At 59.5% G+C, this 18,801-nt stretch carries 20 protein-coding genes; 7 read left to right on the plus strand and 13 right to left on the minus strand.

Annotated elements, in window-relative coordinates:
* Window positions 1-7: 7 nt before the first annotated feature.
* Window positions 8-430 (plus strand): peptide-methionine (R)-S-oxide reductase MsrB, encoded by a 423-nt coding sequence (gene msrB / locus RAE04_RS00300; RefSeq protein WP_005328550.1) that lies wholly within the window; start codon window positions 8-10, stop codon window positions 428-430.
* 113 nt (window positions 431-543) lie between these two features.
* On the opposite strand, the gene hemQ is transcribed toward msrB, so the two are convergent.
* The gene (hemQ, locus tag RAE04_RS00305; RefSeq protein WP_308572231.1) at window positions 544-1,245 is read right to left on the minus strand and encodes a hydrogen peroxide-dependent heme synthase; all 702 of its coding nucleotides are present in this window, start codon (window positions 1,243-1,245) and stop codon (window positions 544-546) included.
* A gap of 147 nt (window positions 1,246-1,392) precedes the next feature.
* Between hemQ and RAE04_RS00310 the strand changes: the two genes are divergently transcribed.
* Entirely contained in the window at window positions 1,393-2,052 is a 660-nt protein-coding gene (locus RAE04_RS00310; protein ID WP_408933093.1) for a DUF3000 domain-containing protein, read from the plus strand.
* A gap of 1 nt (window position 2,053) precedes the next feature.
* Window positions 2,054-3,307, plus strand: coding sequence for an HRDC domain-containing protein (locus tag RAE04_RS00315; RefSeq protein ID WP_317026038.1), 1,254 nt, complete (start codon window positions 2,054-2,056; stop codon window positions 3,305-3,307).
* Window positions 3,308-3,317: 10 nt separating this feature from the next.
* On the opposite strand, the gene dxs is transcribed toward RAE04_RS00315, so the two are convergent.
* The 5 genes from dxs to dut form a co-directional block, all read right to left on the minus strand.
* The gene (dxs, locus tag RAE04_RS00320; RefSeq protein WP_317026039.1) at window positions 3,318-5,243 is read right to left on the minus strand and encodes a 1-deoxy-D-xylulose-5-phosphate synthase; all 1,926 of its coding nucleotides are present in this window, start codon (window positions 5,241-5,243) and stop codon (window positions 3,318-3,320) included.
* Between the two features lie 138 nt (window positions 5,244-5,381).
* On the minus strand, window positions 5,382-6,605 hold the full coding sequence (locus RAE04_RS00325; protein WP_317026040.1) for a class I SAM-dependent RNA methyltransferase: 1,224 nt from the start codon (window positions 6,603-6,605) through the stop codon (window positions 5,382-5,384).
* Entirely contained in the window at window positions 6,598-7,320 is a 723-nt protein-coding gene (locus RAE04_RS00330; protein WP_408933092.1) for a DUF3159 domain-containing protein, read from the minus strand. Before RAE04_RS00330 ends, RAE04_RS00325 begins: the two co-directional genes overlap by 8 nt.
* 17 nt (window positions 7,321-7,337) lie before the next feature.
* Window positions 7,338-8,285: a DUF3710 domain-containing protein gene (locus RAE04_RS00335; RefSeq protein ID WP_317026041.1), complete on the minus strand. Its 948-nt coding sequence runs from the start codon at window positions 8,283-8,285 to the stop codon at window positions 7,338-7,340.
* A 48-nt stretch (window positions 8,286-8,333) separates the two neighbouring features.
* Window positions 8,334-8,807, minus strand: a complete 474-nt coding sequence (gene dut, locus RAE04_RS00340) for a dUTP diphosphatase (RefSeq protein WP_317026042.1) — start codon at window positions 8,805-8,807, stop codon at window positions 8,334-8,336.
* A gap of 64 nt (window positions 8,808-8,871) precedes the next feature.
* On the opposite strand from dut, the gene RAE04_RS00345 reads away from it, so the two are divergent.
* Window positions 8,872-9,408: a DUF3093 domain-containing protein gene (locus RAE04_RS00345; RefSeq protein WP_049377388.1), complete on the plus strand. Its 537-nt coding sequence runs from the start codon at window positions 8,872-8,874 to the stop codon at window positions 9,406-9,408.
* Window positions 9,409-9,519: 111 nt separating this feature from the next.
* Here the strand turns inward: RAE04_RS00345 and RAE04_RS00350 are convergent, their stop codons facing one another.
* Window positions 9,520-9,810 carry a DUF4193 domain-containing protein gene (locus tag RAE04_RS00350; protein WP_049377389.1) on the minus strand — a complete coding sequence of 97 codons (291 nt, stop codon included), beginning with the start codon at window positions 9,808-9,810 and terminating at the stop codon, window positions 9,520-9,522.
* A gap of 81 nt (window positions 9,811-9,891) precedes the next feature.
* Complete coding sequence (locus tag RAE04_RS00355; protein WP_408933091.1) at window positions 9,892-10,812, minus strand: inositol monophosphatase family protein; 921 nt, start codon at window positions 10,810-10,812, stop codon at window positions 9,892-9,894.
* On the opposite strand from RAE04_RS00355, the gene ppgK reads away from it, so the two are divergent.
* Together ppgK and RAE04_RS00365 are read left to right on the plus strand one after the other, a co-directional pair.
* On the plus strand, window positions 10,811-11,569 hold the full coding sequence (gene ppgK, locus RAE04_RS00360; RefSeq protein ID WP_317026044.1) for a polyphosphate--glucose phosphotransferase: 759 nt from the start codon (window positions 10,811-10,813) through the stop codon (window positions 11,567-11,569). The genes RAE04_RS00355 and ppgK overlap by 2 nt on opposite strands.
* 134 nt (window positions 11,570-11,703) lie before the next feature.
* Window positions 11,704-13,227, plus strand: a complete 1,524-nt coding sequence (locus RAE04_RS00365; protein WP_193393090.1) for an RNA polymerase sigma factor — start codon at window positions 11,704-11,706, stop codon at window positions 13,225-13,227.
* A gap of 456 nt (window positions 13,228-13,683) precedes the next feature.
* On the opposite strand, the gene dhaM is transcribed toward RAE04_RS00365, so the two are convergent.
* The 5 genes from dhaM to RAE04_RS00390 form a co-directional block, all read right to left on the minus strand.
* Window positions 13,684-14,403, minus strand: coding sequence for a dihydroxyacetone kinase phosphoryl donor subunit DhaM (gene dhaM / locus RAE04_RS00370; RefSeq protein ID WP_317026045.1), 720 nt, complete (start codon window positions 14,401-14,403; stop codon window positions 13,684-13,686).
* A 3-nt stretch (window positions 14,404-14,406) separates the two neighbouring features.
* Complete coding sequence (gene dhaL / locus RAE04_RS00375; protein ID WP_023022662.1) at window positions 14,407-15,090, minus strand: dihydroxyacetone kinase subunit DhaL; 684 nt, start codon at window positions 15,088-15,090, stop codon at window positions 14,407-14,409.
* A 2-nt stretch (window positions 15,091-15,092) separates the two neighbouring features.
* A complete protein-coding gene (gene dhaK / locus RAE04_RS00380; RefSeq protein WP_317026262.1) occupies window positions 15,093-16,094 on the minus strand; it encodes a dihydroxyacetone kinase subunit DhaK in 1,002 nt (333 codons plus the stop codon).
* 149 nt (window positions 16,095-16,243) lie between these two features.
* Complete coding sequence (locus tag RAE04_RS00385) at window positions 16,244-18,028, minus strand: DEAD/DEAH box helicase (RefSeq protein ID WP_317026046.1); 1,785 nt, start codon at window positions 18,026-18,028, stop codon at window positions 16,244-16,246.
* On the minus strand, window positions 18,025-18,276 hold the full coding sequence (locus RAE04_RS00390; protein ID WP_005325062.1) for a DUF3039 domain-containing protein: 252 nt from the start codon (window positions 18,274-18,276) through the stop codon (window positions 18,025-18,027). Before RAE04_RS00390 ends, RAE04_RS00385 begins: the two co-directional genes overlap by 4 nt.
* A 137-nt stretch (window positions 18,277-18,413) precedes the next feature.
* Between RAE04_RS00390 and RAE04_RS00395 the strand changes: the two genes are divergently transcribed.
* Window positions 18,414-18,788: a DUF3099 domain-containing protein gene (locus tag RAE04_RS00395; protein ID WP_239281982.1), complete on the plus strand. Its 375-nt coding sequence runs from the start codon at window positions 18,414-18,416 to the stop codon at window positions 18,786-18,788.
* Window positions 18,789-18,801 lie beyond the last annotated feature (13 nt).

Consider the following 18,801-nt stretch of genomic DNA (forward strand, 5'->3'; position numbering starts at 1 on the left):
TCGGCCCATGACCGATTTCAAGCTCATTGCCGATACCGAATGGCGCCAGCGCTTAAGCCCTGAGGAATACTACGTCCTGCGCGAAGCCGGTACCGAGCCGCCCCACGTAGGCGAGTACACCAATACCACCACCGAGGGGGTCTATTCTTGCCGCGCGTGCGGAACGGAGCTCTTCCGCTCTACGGAAAAGTTTGAGTCCCACTGCGGCTGGCCTTCCTTTTTCTCCCCACTCGCAGGAGACAAAATCATTGAGCGCGAAGACAACTCGCTAGGCATGCGTCGTGTAGAGGTTTTGTGCGCCAACTGCGAATCCCACCTAGGGCACGTCTTTGAGGGCGAGGGCTACGATACCCCCACCGACTTGCGTTATTGCATCAACTCCATCTGCCTGGACTTGGAGGAAAAGCCGGTAGAAGGTGGCACCGCCTAAGGTGGCATGCACAAGAAAGCGCGCCCCGTCAGCAGCCTAACTTGCAGGCTAGTGACGGGGCGCGGCTAAGAGGGGACGTCGCCAAGCAGGGCTACTGCTGGGCGGCGCTTCTTTTAGGGCAGTACTGCGATAAGCTCTGCTACGTCCTTGACGCGGCGGCCGGTGTGGAAGGGAATCTCCTCCCGCACGTGGTGGCGGGCCTCGGTGTACCGCATCAGGTACATCAGGTCGACGATGCGGTGGAGCTCATCCGCCTCGAAGGCCAAAATCCACTCATAGTCACCCAGGGCAAAGGCTGGGACGGTATTTGCACGCACATCGGGGTAGTCGCGCGCCTGCATACCGTGCTCCATGAGGATGCGGCGGCGCTTTTCCTCGTCCATGGTGTACCAGTCATAAGAGCGCACGAAGGGGTATACCGAGATCCACTCCTTCGGCTCCTCACCCATGATGAAGGATGGCAGGTGGGACTTATTGAACTCTGCTGGACGGTGCAAGGCATTGCCCACCCAGGTCACTTCGCTGACTTGCCCTAGGGTGGTCTCACGGCGGAAGTCCCCAAAGACCTTCTGCAGGTCAGAGAATTCCTCAGCGTGCCACCAGATCATGAAGTCGGCGGAATCGCGCATAGCCGTGAGGTCGTAAATGCCGCGCACCGTTACCTTCCCGGCCTTTTCCACGCCGGCAAAGAACTCCTGCGCTTGGGCGATGATCTCCGCTCGCTCGGTGCCGAGCGCGCCCGGAATCACCTTAAAAACCGCGTGCTGGGAATATTGCTGAACCGCGTTGAGTTCCTTGTAGTCAAGCTTCGCCATTGCGTTCTCCTTTGCAGAAGTCTTTGGATTAACGAACATATCCATCATAAGTTGGATATGGAACCTTGTCACTTCCCTTCCCACACAAATGGCGACACACTTGCGGATCGGCGCGCCTCCCCCAGCTAGAGGCCGCGAAACTATAGCTTGAACGTCGTGAGCAATTCCGAATCGACCACCCCACGCAGCGCCGAGGCCTCCGCCCCCACCCCTTTGCACGGGCAGGCGGAAAGCCACGAGCCAGCCACCCCCGCCGCCTTCACTCAAGCAGTGGAGTCCATGCACGCGGCCGACCTGCGCCCTGAGATAACCCTAGGCTCCATTCGCCCACCGCAACGCCTTGCGCCGTTTAGCCACGCAATCGGCCTCGAAGTGGGAAACGAAGACAACCCAGATATCGTGCCCACCGATGCAGAGGGCGACGCCTTTGGTCGCCTCATCCTGCTCCACGATCCGGGCGCTGAGGAAGCTTGGGAGGGCGCCATGCGCCTTGTGGCCTATATCCAGGCGGATATGGATGACGCCGTAGCCGGCGATCCTCTCTTGCCCGATGTGGCGTGGCAATGGCTCAACGAAGGCTTGGAAAAGGAGGAAGCCGACCACACCAATTTGGGCGGCACCGTCACTTCCACCGCGTCCGTGCGTTTTGGCGAGATTGGCGGGCCTCCGCGCGCCTACCAGATCGAAATGCGTGCTTCGTGGACTGCCGAAGGCCTCGACCTCGCACCCCACGTCCAGGCTTTTGCCCAGGTATTGGCCAACGTTGCCGGACTACCCCCTGAGGGCGTCACCGAACTCGGCCGCTAATATGCCAGAATTCCGCAGCCGGCCGCTCGAGGGCATCCCGCCGGTTCTTGCCACCCCGGAGGGATTCACCGCTGCCGCGGCCCGCCTCGCCGCAGGTACGGGCCCCTTTGCCATCGACACCGAGCGCGCCTCCGGCTATCGCTACGATGATCGCGCCTTCGTAGTGCAAATTCGCCGCCGCGGCGCGGGCACGATGCTTTTTGCCCCTGAAGGCCACCGCGAGGAGCTCACGGCCGCCCTTGCCCCAGTGCTCAACGGCACGGAGTGGATTATTCACGCCGCCCATTCGGATTTGCCTTGTCTCGGGTGGCTCGGTCTATTTCCTGGCTCCATCTTTGACACGGAACTGGCAGCGCGGCTCGCGGGATTTGAACGGCCCAATCTGGGCACTATGGTCGCAGAGCTTTTTGACGTCGAATTGGAAAAGGGCTACGGCGACGCCGACTGGTCCACCCCGCAGCTCAGCGAGGAACTCAAGGCATACGCCGCGCTCGATGTGGAACTGCTCCTCGAGCTAGCCGAAGCCCTGCGCGACATTCTGGCCGAACAAGACAAGATGGACTGGGCTTTAGAGGAGTTTTCCGCCATAGTCCAAGAACATTCCGGAGACTTCGCTCCCCAGCCGCCCACGTGGCGCGATCTGAAAGGCATCTCCAGTTTGCGCAGCGGCACTCAGCTCGCTGCTGCTCGAGCGCTGTGGTTTAAGCGCGACGCTATCGCTCGGCGCACGGACACTGCGCCCGGCCGGGTATTAGCAAATAAGACGCTGGTAGAAATTGCACGCGCCCTTCCCACCACCGCCGGCGATCTTGCCCGAGTCAAGGGATTTCCCCGCCGGCGCAAGGGCGCGACCGCCCAGTGGATGGCTGTCCTTCACCAGGCGCGCGCCGTTCCCCCGCAGCAGCGGCCTCGCGTCCATCGCGCCCCACAACCGGTTCCTTCCAAAACCATCTGGGCCAAGGATTACCCGAACCTATGGGAGATATACCAAACTATCCGCGCGGACATCGCCGATCTCGCCACTGAACTCGGTATGCCATCCGAACTCCTTATCCGCCCGGCCGCTTTGCGTGCAGCGGTATGGGCGAAGGTAGGTGTACGCGCCGATAAGCGCCACCGCGGACCTGATTCTGTCGCCGGTGCCATTCGCCAGCCAGGCGACGTCGCTGCCTTCCTCCGCGCGGAGGGCGCGCGCGAATGGCAAATAGAAATGACCGCCCCGATTATCGTGGACGGCCTTTCTAGGAATATTTAGCAGGATAGGTTTAGTTCTCTTCTCCTCGCGCGTTGGCATCAGCAGTGAGGTTTTCTAGCCACTCGCTTATCGACGCCGCCATAAGCTCCGGCGTTAGCCCAAATTCTTCCAAAACCTCGCCGCGGGAGCCGTGCTTAGGGAAATACCCCGGAACGCCGAGTCGGCGCACAGGAGTATCGACCTCGGCTGCGCTGAGGGCCTCCGAAATCATGGAGCCAATACCGCCGCGTACAAGGCCGTCTTCTGCAGTAACCACCAAGTCGTGGTCAGCGGCGAGAGCCACCACAGAGCTTGCCACCGGCGCTACCCAACGTGGGTCAACAACGGTAACGTTCACGCCCTGCTCGCCGAGCAGCTTTGCAGCCTCGATGCTGCGAGCGGACATGGCGCCGATGGAAACGATGAGTACCTCAGGGATGTCCTCGCCGGCATCGGCTTCGCCATAGTGCAGGATGTCTACACCATCTCCCAACGTATCCACCGCTCCCATATCCGGCAGCAGGTTGCCCTTAGGGAAGCGGACCACGGACGGACCAGATTCAATCTCTAGCGACTCACGGAAGAGCTCCCGCAGGCGCGCGCCATCGCGCGGGGCGGCAATATGCATGCCCGGCACAATGCTCATGAGCGCCATATCCCACACGCCATTGTGCGAAGCGCCATCGGAACCGGTAACTCCGGAGCGGTCAAGCACGATGGTTACCGGCAGCTTTAGCAGCGCAATATCCATAATGACCTGGTCCACGGCCCGGTTTAAGAAGGTGGAATATACCGCCACGACGGGGTGCATCCCGCCGAGCGCCAAACCAGAGGCAGAGGTCATTGCGTGCTGCTCGGCAATTCCCACATCAAAGAACCGCTCTGGGAAGCGCTCTTGGAAGGGAGCAAGCCCAGTTGGTCCGGCCATAGCAGCGGTAATGGCAACGATGTCATCGCGCTTTTCAGCAGCGGCTACCAGCTCCTCTGAAAAGGCGGCCGTCCAGCCAGGTTGCTTGGTGCCCTTAGCCACACCGGTGACCGGATCGATAGCACCGGTGGAGTGCATCTGGTCCTTCGGCTCATTGACGGCTGGGGCAAAACCGTGGCCCTTTTCGGTAACCACGTGCACGATGATGGGCCCGTCATAATCGCGGGCATAAGTCAGGGCATGCACCAAGCCATCGAGATCGTGCCCGTTGATGGGGCCGATGTACTTCATCCCCAGTTCCGGAAACATCTCGGTAGGCAAGACGGTGGACTTGACGCCTTCCTTCATGGCGTGCAAGGCATCAAAGGCACGCTCGCCTACCCATCCCATTTGCTTCAGGCGGCGCTTACCCTGTTCCATGAGCTCGTCATAACCGTGCTGGGAGCGGATGCGGCCTAGGTTTTCGGAAATGCCACCGATAGTGGGCGAATAGCTACGGCCGTTGTCATTGACCACGATGACCGCATTGCGCCCCTTATCCTCAGAGATATTGTTTAACGCCTCCCAGCACATGCCGCCGGTGAGGGCGCCATCGCCGACGACACCGATGACATTGTGGTGACCGTCGCCGCGAATCTTGAAGGCCTTAGACAAGCCATCGACCGTAGACAGCGACGCCGAAGCGTGGGAGGACTCGGTCCAGTCATGCTCGGATTCGCCGCGGTCCGTATACCCCGAAAGGCCGTCCTTTTGCCGCAAGGTATCGAATTGATCCGTGCGCCCAGTCAACATCTTATGCACATAGGACTGGTGCGAAGTGTCAAAAATAATTGGCTCGCGCGGAGAATCAAATACGCGGTGCAACGCAATAGTCAGTTCCACTACGCCCAAGTTAGGTCCCAGATGTCCGCCCGTGACGGAGACCTTGTCAATGAGGCGCTGCCGAATCTCTGCCGCCAGCTCCTCAAGCTTGTCTGCAGACAGTGCCTTAAGGTCCTGCGGCGAGTTAATGGTATCCAAGATAGTCATGGAGCGGCCTTCAACTCCTTCTGTGCTTAGTTCTTCTTTTCTACCGTACCCGCGGCGGGCGGTGAATATTATATCGGTCAATGTTCCGAGAACGGCGCGGCAACGTGCCACACCCCGCCTCGGAGCTATAAAGGCTCCTTAGGCAGGGGTAATGAGAGCAATCGTTTCAAAGTGGTGCGTTCCGGGGAACGCGTTAATGAGTGCCATCTTTTCTATTCCGTATCCGTGCTGGTTCCAGTATCCCAAGTCGCGCGCGAAAGTGGCGGGGTCACATCCCACGTGAACGACCGCCTGGGGTGCAGCGGCCGCCACGGAACGAATCACGTCCTCCCCTGCTCCGGTGCGCGGCGGATCAAGGACTACAGCGCCAGGCTTGCGAAGCTGTGCGGCGACGTGCTCTACCTTCGCGGACTTTACTTCCACATCGCAGTCCGCCAGGCCGGCCTGTTCCCCGGCCGTAGCCGCCGGTGAGTAATCCACGGAGATAACCTTGCCCTGCACGGCGTGGGCCAATACTGGAACGAAGAGGCCGACGCCACCGTAGAGATCCCAGGCGGTGTGCTCTTGGTACTCGCGGCCCCCGAGCCACTCCGCTATCAGATCGGTATACGCGGCCGGAGCGTGGCTGTGGGCCTGCCAGAAGGCGGTAGCAGGAAAGCTAAACGCCCGCCCGGCGACATGCTCGTGCACCTTGCCGCTGCCTTCTACCACCTCACGGATGGTCTCCACACGGCGCCCGCGCGGGGCCTTGCGGGTTTCTACCACGTGGCGGTTGCCCTCGCCATCGAAAACGGCGATAACCTCAGCACCTGGGGTAAACCGGCGCGCGCCCTCTCCAACGAGCCCCTCTGCCAATCCCGGAGCCAGTTGCGTACACGCAGCGCCCGTAACAAGCTCATTGGACCTACGCTGACGGGTTCCGGCGCGCCCTTGCTTGTCGACGCCCCACCTCACCCGCGTGCGCCATCCCCGAACCGGCTCTAAGGTGTACTGCTCAATTTTCAGTTCCTCGCTGGTGACAACGCCAGTGCGGCGCAGCTGCTCCGACAAGATCTCTGCCTTGATTCCGGTTTCGGCCGCGGGATCCAGCTCGGCGAAATCACAGCAGCCTGCTCCTTGCGCGGCCGCAGGACATGACGATGGAACGCGCAACGCCCCAGGGCTTAGTACGCTTTCCAGGTCTGCCTTAATGAACGACTTCTTTACACGGCCGGCCGTAGCTTTTACGACGTCGCCAGGAAAAGCGCGGGGGACAAATACCACTCGCCCATCCGGCGCCTGGCCAATTCCTTCCCCGCCATGCGCCATGCGGTCAATGGTGACCTCAAAACTATCGCCACGGCTCATCGTTGATTCAATCATTTTCTGCCTCAGACTTTTGTTCTCGTTCTGCGTTAGTGTGCTCACCTGCGCCCGCCGCTGCGTCAACGGCAGCATCCGCGCGGCGCACCATCCACACGGTCAGCGCCGTAACTAGAAGCGTCAATGGCCACCCCATCAGGATTCGGGTCACCCCTAAGGCCGTGGTTGCATCCGCATCATAAATGGCGCGCTGAACAACAAAACGGGCCAGGAAGATGACCGCCCACCCACCAGTAGCGATGGCATAAGCCCGGCGCGCCTCTGGAATCTTTTGCCACTGCATCTCCTCGCCATTGATCCCCTTCCAGATGACACCCACAGCGGGCCACCGAAAAAGGATTGATAGTACCGCGGCAATGCACAGCGCCAACGACATCCAGATGCCGTACAAGAAATACCCTTTTGCATCACCGGTAAACCAGGCGATGGCTGCGCAAAGAGCCACTCCCAGCAGACCCGATATAGCTGGCTGCAGGGTCTCTTTACGGATTACCCTCCAAAGTGCAATAACAACGGCCACGCCGAGCGCCGCCGCTAAGGCTGGCCCCAGCCCAAAGAAGTTATTGACAGGAATCAGCACAATGACCGGCAAGGTCGCCGAGATGAGCCCTGATAAGCCTCCCATTTGCTCCAGCAGGGTGGGTTCGGCAGCAGACTCCTCAGAGTCCAGGTTCTTAGCGTCCGGGGAAGGTTGCGGCGAGGAAGAATGTGTCACGTGGTTTACTGCTTTGCCTAGTTCTTGGAATTAGGTGCAGAGCCCTCATCGGGCTTCTGCGGGGACGATCCATTCTCACCCTGTTGTGGGGTACCACCCAAATCGCGCAAGTGTTGCTCCGCCTCTGCTTCTGCCGCAGGGTCGGGGCCGCCCCCGCCGTTTTCTGAGTGGTGTTGAGCATTAGCGGCTGCCTGCTGTTCTTGCTGGCGCTGGTCCATGGCCTGCTTGACCTGCTCTACGAGCTGCTCGGGCATGATGACCGGCAAAGCATTTCCCGCCAGGATGGGGTCTTCCCCGCGGTAGACGAAGGTACGGGCAGCAACCTCGCGGGCCATGTCTGCTAGGTCTGCTTCCATACCGGCCGGCGCGGCTAGGGTCATGCGCAGCATCCAGCGCGGACCATCTGCGCCGATAACGCGGACCTGACCGTTGTCGTTCTTGCCTACGACCTCAGCACCCCAAGGGCCTGGCTCGGTAGTAACGGTAAGTCCGTCGCGGCTCATGCCCTCCTTGATTTCCTCTACGGATTCTGCCCACTGGCCTGGCTTACGTGGGGCAGCAAAGGCTACTGGAGTAATTCGGCCTACCTTGGTCACGATGTGTAGCATTCGTGGGCCTTGTTCGCCCATTTCCACTTGTACCTGGGATTCCTTTGGCAGTGGGATGCGCAGGGACCCCAAATCTAATACGCCAATGGAAAAGTCGCTGAAATCGAAGGTCTCGATATCGACGGAGTCGCCATCAAAGGGGCCGGTCTGGCCATTGATCGCATCATGGGCGAATTCGCGGGGTTCATTGCCAGAAGCCGCCGCGGCATCTGCTGCGGTGTCGCCTACTGGAGCATAGGTCTCCTGCGCCTCCGCATCTGCGGACGTGGGGTCCGCCGGCTTTTCGCTTTGTGCTGCAGGCTTTTCCTGAGCCTTCTTTTCTTCGTCGTTCTTCTTGCCAAAGGGCCAGATTCCCATGGGTGCTACGTCCTTTCTAAAAGTTTCGTTGAGTCTCTACTGCTTGAACTACACACCGGTAGAGCCATAGCCGTCGGCTCCGCGGACGGTGTCATCCAATTCTGCAACCTCAGCAAACCCCACCAGCTCTACGCGCTGGACCACGAGCTGAGCGATGCGCATTCCGCGTTCGATCTCAATAGGAGTATGCCGGTCGTGGTTGATGAGGCAGACCTTGATCTCCCCGCGGTAATCGGCATCCACCGTGCCCGGGGTATTGACAACGGAAAGCCCTTGCTTGGCGGCTAGTCCGGAGCGCGGGTGAATTAAACCGACCGTTCCTAGTGGCAGCGCAATGGCAATCCCGGTGCCGACGAGGGCGCGCTCGCCGGGTTGCAGGGTAAGAGCTTCAGCTGCATAGAGGTCCGCACCGGCGTCGCCACGGTGGGCGCGGTGCGGCAACGGAAGCTCCTTATCTAGGCGCTTGACTTTAACGTCCCCAAAGGGGCTTTCTGATTGAGAATGCGGAATCGAGTCAGTCACCTGGCCAATCCTACCTGCCTTGGAAGGTTCATTCTGCGGCGCGTGTGGTCTAGACTGACTAGACGTGTCTGATACATCTGCTACTTCCGCAACTCCGGCACCGTCAAGCGCCGCTTCGGCACAGGGCACGGTGGCTCCTCAGGTGCTCTACCGCGAACGCCAATGGGTCCCTTGGTACTTTTGGCTTTTTGCAGCCGCCATCGTGGGGCTTACTTCCGCTACCGCTGGCCTTAACCGCTCCATGTGGTGGACCATTATTCCCGCGATCCTCCTTGGTGCTATCGCCGTATGGGTGCTTATTACCTGGTCCAATACAGTCATCAAGGTAGAGCGTGACCCGGATGGAACGCGTTGGCTCACGGTCAAAGATGCCCAATTGCCTAACGACGTCGTGTCGCGGTCTATCACCGTTCCTAAATCTGCGCGGCGCAATGCGCTGGGTCCGCAGTTCGATCCCGCAGCGTTTTTGGTTTCCCACGCTTGGGTGGATGAGCACGCCATGATGGTGCTCGATGATCCAGAAGATGATACTCCTTATTGGCTCATCGCCTCGAAGGATCCGGAGGCTTTGCTCCACGCTTTCGTTCCGGAACAGCACTAATCTTTATTGACTTCGCACACCACAGAAAATGTGGTAGCTGCTACAACAAACCCCGCACTCGGCAGATGAAAAGTTGCCGAGTGCGGGGTTTCGTTTCTGCTGCGTATTCCTTTAGGCGCAATCCTTGCAGATTGGCTGGCCGTCCTCTTCGTGGGAGTAACGCTTATTTGACTGCACTAGGAAACACGAACCGCAGGTAAACTCATTTTCCTGACGTGGAACTACCTCAACATTAAGCTCCTCGCCCGTGAGGTCTACTGATGGCGGCTGGAAGGCTTCGACGATTTCTCCGTCATCGTCCATGCCGTTGTTATCGCCCTCAGCGGCTTTGAGTCCTTCTAGGGAGTCAGTTTCGAGTTCATCTTCCGCGCGCCGGCGCGGTGCGTCATAATCGGTGGCCATAATGCACGCCCCTAATGGTCAAGTTGCTTCAAGGAATGGGTATTTATCGATCGCGCATAGTAAAGCACAAATGGCTCGATGTCATCTCACCGCTCGCCGGCGTGGGAAACTATTACCCCCCCGCAGCGCGTCCGTGGCCCTGTGCGCTGCTAAAAGCTTTTCGAATGCGGGGGCCAAATCTGCCCCCGCGGCCCAGGTAAGTTCACCGTCAGCGGAGCCTTTATCAAAGCCTGGATGGCGCACCACCGCACCTGCCTCGCGAGCAATGATTGCCCCAGCAGCGAAGTCCCACGCATTGATGCCGTGCTCAAAGTAGGCATCAACGGTTCCCTCTGCCACTCTGCATAGGTCGAGCGCGGCAGCGCCGATGCGGCGAATATCACGCACATTAGGCAGGAGCTTGGTGAGGAGCTCGGCTTGGGCTGCTCGCCGGTCAGCTTCGTAACCAAAGCCGGTGGCTACCAAGGCCAACGCAGGATCTTGTGTCTCGCCACACCGCAGTGCGTGCTCAATTCCGTCTGGGCCGGTGACCGTGGCACCTCGGCCGGCTGCGGCAGCATAGGTGCGCCCGCGCGCCACGTTGACCACCACGCCAGCTACGAGGTGCCCTTGGTATTCTGCACCAATAGATACGGCGTAGTCCGGCACCCCGTAGAGGAAATTCACGGTGCCGTCAATCGGATCGACAATCCAGGTAACACCACTCGTCGATTCCACATTGGCGCCTTCTTCGCCAAAGATTCCGTCCCCGGGGCGTTGGGTGCGGATGGTGGTGGCAATGAACTCCTCTGTCGCGGTATCGACCTCCGTTACTGGATCTACGTCACTGGACTTGGTGTGAGTATGCGCCGCGATGCCGTCGCCTGCTACGAGTTCTGCGCGCCGCGCAGTAATTAATTCCGCAGCCCGCGTGGCGGTAGAAACGGCAAAATCCCGCAAGTGGAGAAAATCGATCTGCTCAGTCATGCCAACTATTGTGCCTTCTTCTAGACTATCGGGCATGACTACTCTTTCTGGCCATTCCTTCGGCATCGATATCGGCGGCTCCGGCATTAAAGGCGCTGAGGTGGACCTTGCCACCGGCGAATTCGTAGGTGAACGCATGAAGATCGCCACCCCACAGCCATCTACGCCGCACGATGTTGCCAAGGTGGTAGCCCACATCGTGCAGGAAAAGAAGTGGGACGGCCCCGTTGGCATCACCCTGCCTTCCGTGGTTCGCAACCAAGAAGTCGAGACTGCGGCAAATATTTCCAAGGACTGGATTGGGGTCAACGCCACAGAACTCTTTGCGGACTACCTCGATGCAGATTTTGTCGTGCTTAACGACGCCGACGCGGCGGGACTAGCCGAGGTCGCCTACGGAGAGGACATCGCCAAGCAGGGCTCCGTAATCTTCCTAACCCTGGGCACCGGTATTGGGTCGGCCTTCTTCCTGGACGGCCAGTTGTTCCCTAATACCGAACTGGGACACCTCACGGTGGGCGATGACGAGGCTGAGAAGATTGCGTCCTCGGCCGTAAAGGAACGCGAGGGACTCAAGTACAAGCAGTGGACTAAACGGCTCAACAAGGTCCTCGCGGAATATGAAAAGCTCTTTAACCCGCAGGCCTTCCTCATCGGGGGTGGGATTTCCCGCAAGTTTGAAAAATGGGGCCCACACCTTGATATTGAAACCCTCGTCATGCCTGCACAACTGCGCAATCGCGCAGGAATTGTCGGCGCTGCGATGGCGGCGGTAGACGGTTTGAAACCGTAATATTTACGCACTGCAGGTGACCCTATCCACCGGCAGATTGGAAAGATCCTCTATACTGGGCGGTCGATCCTAAGTTAAATAGCTCTAGGGCGTGTCTGGCCTGCATAAGGCCACAACGCGCTAACATCACACTGATGCACGAGCACCCGACTAGGGCGCACAGAGCTGTTTCAATCAAGAAGTTAGTCGAAAGGGCGTACGTGGCAGCCACTGAATCTTCAGACCAGGCACTCGGCGAGGGCGAAAACGCCGCTGAGGCATCTACTCCTGCAAAGAAGACCGCCAAGAAGACGGCAAAGAAAACCGCGAAAAAGACGGCTAAGAAGACGGCCAAAAAGACCGCTAAGAAAACAGCCAAGAAGACTGCGAAGAAGACCGCCAAAAAGTCGGCCAAGAAGACCACTAAGAAGTCTGCCAAAAAGGCCACTAAGAAGACGGTCCGCAAATCCGCGGCAAAGAAGCAGGAATCGCCAGCCGAGTCCGAAAAGCAGGCACAGCCGGAAGCAGAAGAGGAGCTCGAGGAGGACGAGCACGACGAAGACGTCGACTTCGATCCCACCAATGCGGACATCGAAGACGATGATGACTTCGACGCCGGCGAAGACCTCGAAGAGGACTTGGACGACGACGATGAGGAAGAAGAGGAAGACTCCTCTTCCGTCTGGGACGAGGAAGAATCCGCTGCGCTGCGTCAGGCACGCAAGGATGCGCAGTTAACCGCCTCTGCTGACTCCGTTCGTGCCTACCTCAAGCAGATTGGTAAGGTCGCCCTGCTCAACGCCGAGCAAGAGGTTTCCCTAGCAAAGCGCATCGAGGCTGGCCTGTACGCACAGCACCGCATGGATGAGATGGAAAAAGCCCGCGCCGAAGGCGATAAGGCTGCCAAGCTCTCCCCCATGGAAAAGCGCGACCTGCGCAGCATCGCCCGCGATGGCCGCAAGGCCAAGAACCACCTACTGGAGGCCAACCTGCGTCTGGTGGTTTCCTTGGCCAAGCGCTACACCGGCCGTGGCATGGCTTTCTTGGACCTCATTCAGGAAGGCAACTTGGGCCTTATCCGCGCCGTGGAGAAGTTCGACTACACCAAGGGCTACAAGTTCTCCACCTACGCCACGTGGTGGATCCGCCAGGCGATTACCCGCGCCATGGCGGACCAGGCCCGCACCATTCGTATCCCGGTACACATGGTGGAAGTCATCAACAAGCTCGGACGCATCCAGCGCGAGCTGCTGCAGGACTTGGGCCGCGAGCCCACCCCGCAGGAGCTGGCCAAGGAGATGGACATCACCGAGGAGAAGGTGCTGGAGATCCAGCAGTACGCCCGTGAGCCCATTTCCCTGGACCAGACCATTGGTGATGAGGGCGATAGCCAGCTGGGTGACTTCATTGAGGACTCCGAGGCAGTCATTGCTGTCGACGCCGTGTCCTTCACCCTGCTGCAGGACCAGCTCCAGGACGTGCTCACCACCCTGTCGGAGCGCGAAGCCGGCGTGGTTCGCCTGCGCTTCGGCCTCACGGACGGCATGCCGCGCACTTTAGACGAGATTGGTCAGGTCTACGGCGTTACCCGCGAGCGTATCCGCCAAATCGAGTCCAAGACGATGTCGAAGCTGCGCCACCCGTCGCGCTCGCAGGTCCTGCGTGACTACTTGGACTAGTTGCATGTAGCCCTTGCGAAAAGGGAGAGCGGCGAGGAGATTACGTATCCCTCGCCGCTTTTGATCTAAGCTCCTTCAGGATGGACTGTAGAAGAGCCGCCGAAAGCACGACAACTGTTACCGCGCTTATAGGAACCTGCGGGATTCCCTCTACGGCGAGCATCGAAGGCGAACACAACTTCTCTCGTGAGATCTTCCCCGTCTACGCCGACGCGGAATTCGTGAAGTAAGAGCCGGCCTTGGGCCGGCTCCATAAGCATCCGCATGAGGCGCGTAGTAGGAACTTGCCGGTGTTGCCATACCGATTCGCTGGATTTGGTTGGTTCAGGGTTTTGCGCTTTCACGGGAACTTAGCCGCGTTCCACCTCAACCGCTATCCAACCAGTCAGGGCACGAAACCACCACGGGCGGGCCATTTACCCCTCATATCATGGCACCCGTGGAAGTACTCTTGACTTACTCGTCGAGTCCCTGAGCGATACCGTCAGCAATCTGGTCGACAAGGGCAGAGTCACCAGCTTCTCCGCTGACGGTGACTGACGCGCCATGAGGCGCGCCGAGAGACATCAGCATCATTGCTGAATCTGCTTCAGCGTCCTCACCATCGTAAGCAATGACGATGTCACCGTCTGCCGTCGCCGCCATTTCAGCGACTTTTGAAGCGGGCCGGGCATGCAGGCCCGCTGCGTCCGCAACAGTGACGGTTCGCTTATATGACTCTCCCGTTTCTGATGTTGCACTCGCAGTGCTTTCGTCAGTTGTCGCCGAGCGGGAAGAATTCGATGCGACAAAGATATCAATGGCCTGTGCTGCTGCCGTGGCTACGGCGGCAAGGTCATCTCCTTGTTGCGCAGACGTAGCCGCAGCAATGGCGGCCTCCACCAACGGTGCATCAACGAAAGTCACCGGATCATCTTCTAGGAACTCCAGTACAGACTCCACTGTCATCGTGGCTGAGCCTAAGTCAGTGAGAACAACCACACCGAGCTCCTGACTTAGGAGGTCGGTGATGGCAGATTCGATGAGGTCATACGAGGTTCCAATTCCCCCGTCTTCGAGTCCACCAGCTGTGCGGATGGTGACGTCCGAGGCCATCTGGGCTGCGAGTTCCGCGAGACCTTCGACAAGTTTGGCCGAATGAGAAACGAGTACGAGGCCAACGTGTGGTTGTGGCATCGTCTAAGCCTCCTCTGCTTTGTTGTTGCCGCTGTCTTCAGTCACTGCGCTCGAGGCTGCGTCGGCAGCCGCTGCTAGAAAGAGCGCGGTGGACGCCGCACCTGGGTCCTTGTGCCCTACGGATCGCTCTCCCAGATAGGAGGCACGTCCCTTCGTCGCCACCATTGAGATGGTAGCCTCGGCGCCTTCGGCTGCGGCTTCGGCAGCCGCGCGCAGAACCTCAGCTGGGCTGCGTCCGGCATTTGCTGCTTCACGGGCAGCACGGGCAGCAGGAGCCCAAGCATCAACCATCGTCTTCTCCCCCTCCGTGGCCTTGCCTCGCGAGGTGATTCCTTCAGCGGCGGCTTCGATAACTGCAGCCGCTGTAGAGGCATCGAGATCACCAGAGCCGGCTGCCTTAGCAGCACGTAAGAACGCGGTGCCCAACAGAGGCCCGGAGGCACCACCAACAGTGGACATCAGAGTTTTGGCGGTGAGCTTGAGCACGTCCACAACGGTCGAGCCGTCTTCAGTGGTTTCGGCAGCAACCTTGTCCACCACGGCACGGAAACCGCGGTCGACGTTTTCACCATGGTCGCTGTCACCAATTACACGGTCTAGCTCGATGAGCTCATCACGATGGTCATGGGCGGCTGCAGCACAGTTCTTCATCCAGTCCTGTGCCCAAACAGTTGAAAGGTTAGTCATGATTACATTCCTTTGCGTAGAGCGGCGGTGTGGCAGGGGGCGTCGAACAGCGCAATATCTTGATCATCAGCGCGCATCACGGTGACAGAACAACCCGCCATATCCAAGCTAGTAACGAAGTCACCCACGAGTGATCTCTCGATGGTCACGCCCGCGTCCTTGAGACGTTGAGCCACACGGCGGTAGACCACATAGAGTTCCGAAGCAGGCGTAGCTCCCATGCCGTTTACCACAACGATGGTGCGCTCGCCTTCACTCAGTTTAAGGTCCGCCAGGATGGGATCCAGCAGGTGATCCGTTACGTCGTCAGCAGAAACAATCGGGATTTCTTTCCGGCCGGGTTCACCGTGAATACCGACGCCCAACTCGACCTCGTCCTCCCCCAAATCAAAGGAGGGCTTTCCCACATGGGGCACGGTGCACGCAGACAATGCTGCCCCCATAGTGGCAGTGTTCTCCACTACTTTCTTTGCGACAGCAGTAACGGCAGCAAGGTCATCGCCTCGCTCGGCGGCCGCGCCCGCCAGCTTCTCCACGAGAAGGGTTCCAGCCACGCCGCGGCGGCCAGCGGTATACGTTGAGTCCTCAACGGCGACATCGTCATCTACGATGGCCTGGCTGACCTCAATGTCATCAAACTCGGCGAGTTCAGCCGCCGTATCGAAGTTGAGGACGTCCCCCGTGTAGTTCTTAACAATGTAAAGCACGCCCGCGCCGGCATTGACGGCGTTGGTTGCTGCTTGAATCGCATCCGGCGTCGGTGAGGTAAACATCGCACCGGGAACAGCAGCGTCGAGCATGCCATGGCCAACGAATCCCGCGTGGAGCGGCTCGTGTCCCGAACCGCCGCCAGAAACGACGGCGACCTTGCCGCTCTCCTTTTTCTCTTTGCGGCTTACGAATAGAGGGTCAGTTGCACGCGTGACGATGTCTTTGTGTGCCTGCGCGAATCCTTCAACAGATTCAGCAACAACGTTTTCCGGCGAGTTGATGAGCTTCTTCATCATCCATCTCCTTGGATCTTCTTAAGCCAAAGGCCTACGGGCAGGATGATATCGAGCTTACTCTTCCTAAAAACATTTACACCGTTCACATTTTCAGACGCACGTTCGGCGCACCTCCGCTGAGACTCAGCGGACGCTTCTCGAAGCGTTTACCACTTGCGCAGGTAGTCGATGCGCTCGCGAAGCTGCTCGGCGTCGCACAGCGCGGTGGGCGGCCCGCCGCAGGCCTTGCGTGCTTCGGTGTGAATGGCGCCGTGCGGGCGTCCGGTGCGCTGCGCGGTGATAGACACGACGGTGTTGAGTTCCTTGCGCAGCGCCGAGATTTCATCCACCGTTCCGGCATCGGAGCCGGCAGAGCTTGGTGCCGCCCCCGCGGCACCCGCCTGTCCCCCACGCTTCGGCGCGTGCGGGGTGCCGTAGAGCTTGCGACGCTGTTCCTCGGCTGCCTCTGCAGCCCGGCGCGCCTTCTCCTCGGCCTCGCGGCGGTCCATCTCTTCCGACTGCTTCTTGCGCAACAGGTCCTTGACCTGGTCGGCGTCGAGAAGCCCCGGAATGCCCAGGAAGTCCTCGTCCTCGTCAGTGATTGCTCCGGTGTTGAACTGGGAGCCGTTGTACAGCAGGCCGGAGAACTCTGCCTCCGCGCCGAGGGACTCATAAGAAGGCTCGAGCATGTCGGGCTCGGACTTCTTCTTATTGGCATCCTCAAGCAGCTCGTCGTCCCAGCCCTCCTTGTCGGGGTTCTTCTCCCCGCCGAGGACGTGATCGCGCTGCTTTTCCATATTCTCCGCCAGGCCCAACAAAACCGGTACGGAGGGCAGGAATACTGAGGCGGTCTCTCCCGGCATGCGGGAGCGGACGAAGCGACCGATGGCCTGCGCGAAGAAGAGCGGGGTGGACGCCGAGGTGGCGTAGACACCCACGGCGAGGCGGGGGACGTCGACGCCCTCAGACACCATGCGCACGGCCACCATCCACTCGTCGGTGGATTCAGAGAACTCGGCAATGCGCGCGGACGAACCCGGGTCATCGGACAGGATGACGGAGACCGGGGTGTTGGAGATCTGCTTGAGGATCTTGGCGTAGGCACGCGCCGTCGTCGTGTCGGTTGCCAGCACGAGGCCGCCAGCATCCGGCATGTTGCGGCGCATCTGCATCAGCCGGGTGTGCGCCGCCTGCAGGACCGTGGGGATCCACTCGCCCTTCGGGTCCAGGGCAGTACGCCAAGCACGCGCGGTCTGCTCCGGATTGAGAATGTCTCCTAAGCGCGCGACGTGTTCCTCGCCGGCGCTGTCGCGCCAGCGGGATTCGCCGGAGTAGCTGAGGAAGACGACGGGGCGCACGACGCCGTCGGCAAGCGCATCGCCATAGCCATAGGTATGGTCCGAGCGGGATACCTTGTGCCCCTCCCCATCGTCTACGTATTGGACGAAGGGAATGGGCGAGTCATCGGAGCGGAAAGGCGTACCGGTCAAAGCCAGCCGGTGGTTGACATCGTCATAGGCTTCCTTGACGCCATCGCCCCAGCTCTTAGCGTCGCCTGCATGGTGAATCTCATCAAGAATTACCAAAGTCCGCCGAGCAGAGGCCACCGCGCGGTGCTTAAAGGGGTGCATACCCACCTGCGCATAGGTCACCACAATGCCGTCCATGGAGGGATTAACGGCAGAGGAATTGCTAAACGCCGGATCTAGAGCCAGACCTACGCGAGCGGCAGCGCTAGACCACTGGGTCTTGAGGTGTTCGGTGGGCACCACCACGATGACGCGTTCGACCGTGCGGTCTTCCATAAGCTCGGTGGCAATGCGCAGTGCGAAGGTAGTCTTTCCGGCGCCCGGGGTCGCCACCGCCATGAAGTCCTGCGGCTTAGTGGCGAGGAATTTATCGAGGGCGGATTGCTGCCAGGCGCGAAGGTTAGTCTTTTTAAAAGTCCTCACTTGCGGCGCAGACCCTTATACACACGCTCACAATCGGGGCACACCGGAGAACCCGGCTTTGCCTGCTTGGTCACCGGGAAAGTTTCGCCGCACAGCGCAACGACGTACTTGCCGTTCACCGCGGAATCGAGGATGTGATCCTTTTTGACGTAGTGGAAGAACTTCGGCGTGTCATTATCCGTCGTCGAAGTGTCTTCACGAATATCTGGCCGTTCAATTGTCTTCGTAGTCGTAGTCACGCACTCCATTTTGCCGCATCGGCATCGAACTTTGCGAGTCAGGCGGCTACCCTTGGAGAACATGTACACGTCATGCACGCCGGCCACTGCGCCCCACTCCCCTTATCGAGGGAACTCCGACGCGCACGAGGGGAGCCGAGTCTAGGTTGTTTGGCAAAAAAGAGCGCTATCTCATCACAGATGCCAAGCTCACGCCTGGCCAGGACCGCAAGCGCCGCGAAATTCGGTACGGAATCTTCCAGTTTTTGCGCGTTCCTTCCCTGCTCATCGCCGGCTATTTCCTTTATATGCATTGGTGGCTTTTAGCCGCCATCATTGTGGGCGTGACATTTCCCCTCCCCTGGATAGCCGTGGTGATTGGCAACGGCCGGGGTGAAAAGAAGGATAAGCGCGAGAAAAACGTGTACAAGCCAGCCATGAACCGGCAGCTTTATAGCCAGGCCCACGCCCCACAGGTATCCGGCGGCACCGCTCGGCCTATTGAGGCACACCACGACATCATCGATCACGAAGAAGAGTAAAGGATTCCTGCCT

It is taken from the genome of Corynebacterium sp. CTNIH16, assembly GCF_032821655.1.
Classification (GTDB): Bacteria; Actinomycetota; Actinomycetes; order Mycobacteriales; family Mycobacteriaceae; genus Corynebacterium; species Corynebacterium marquesiae.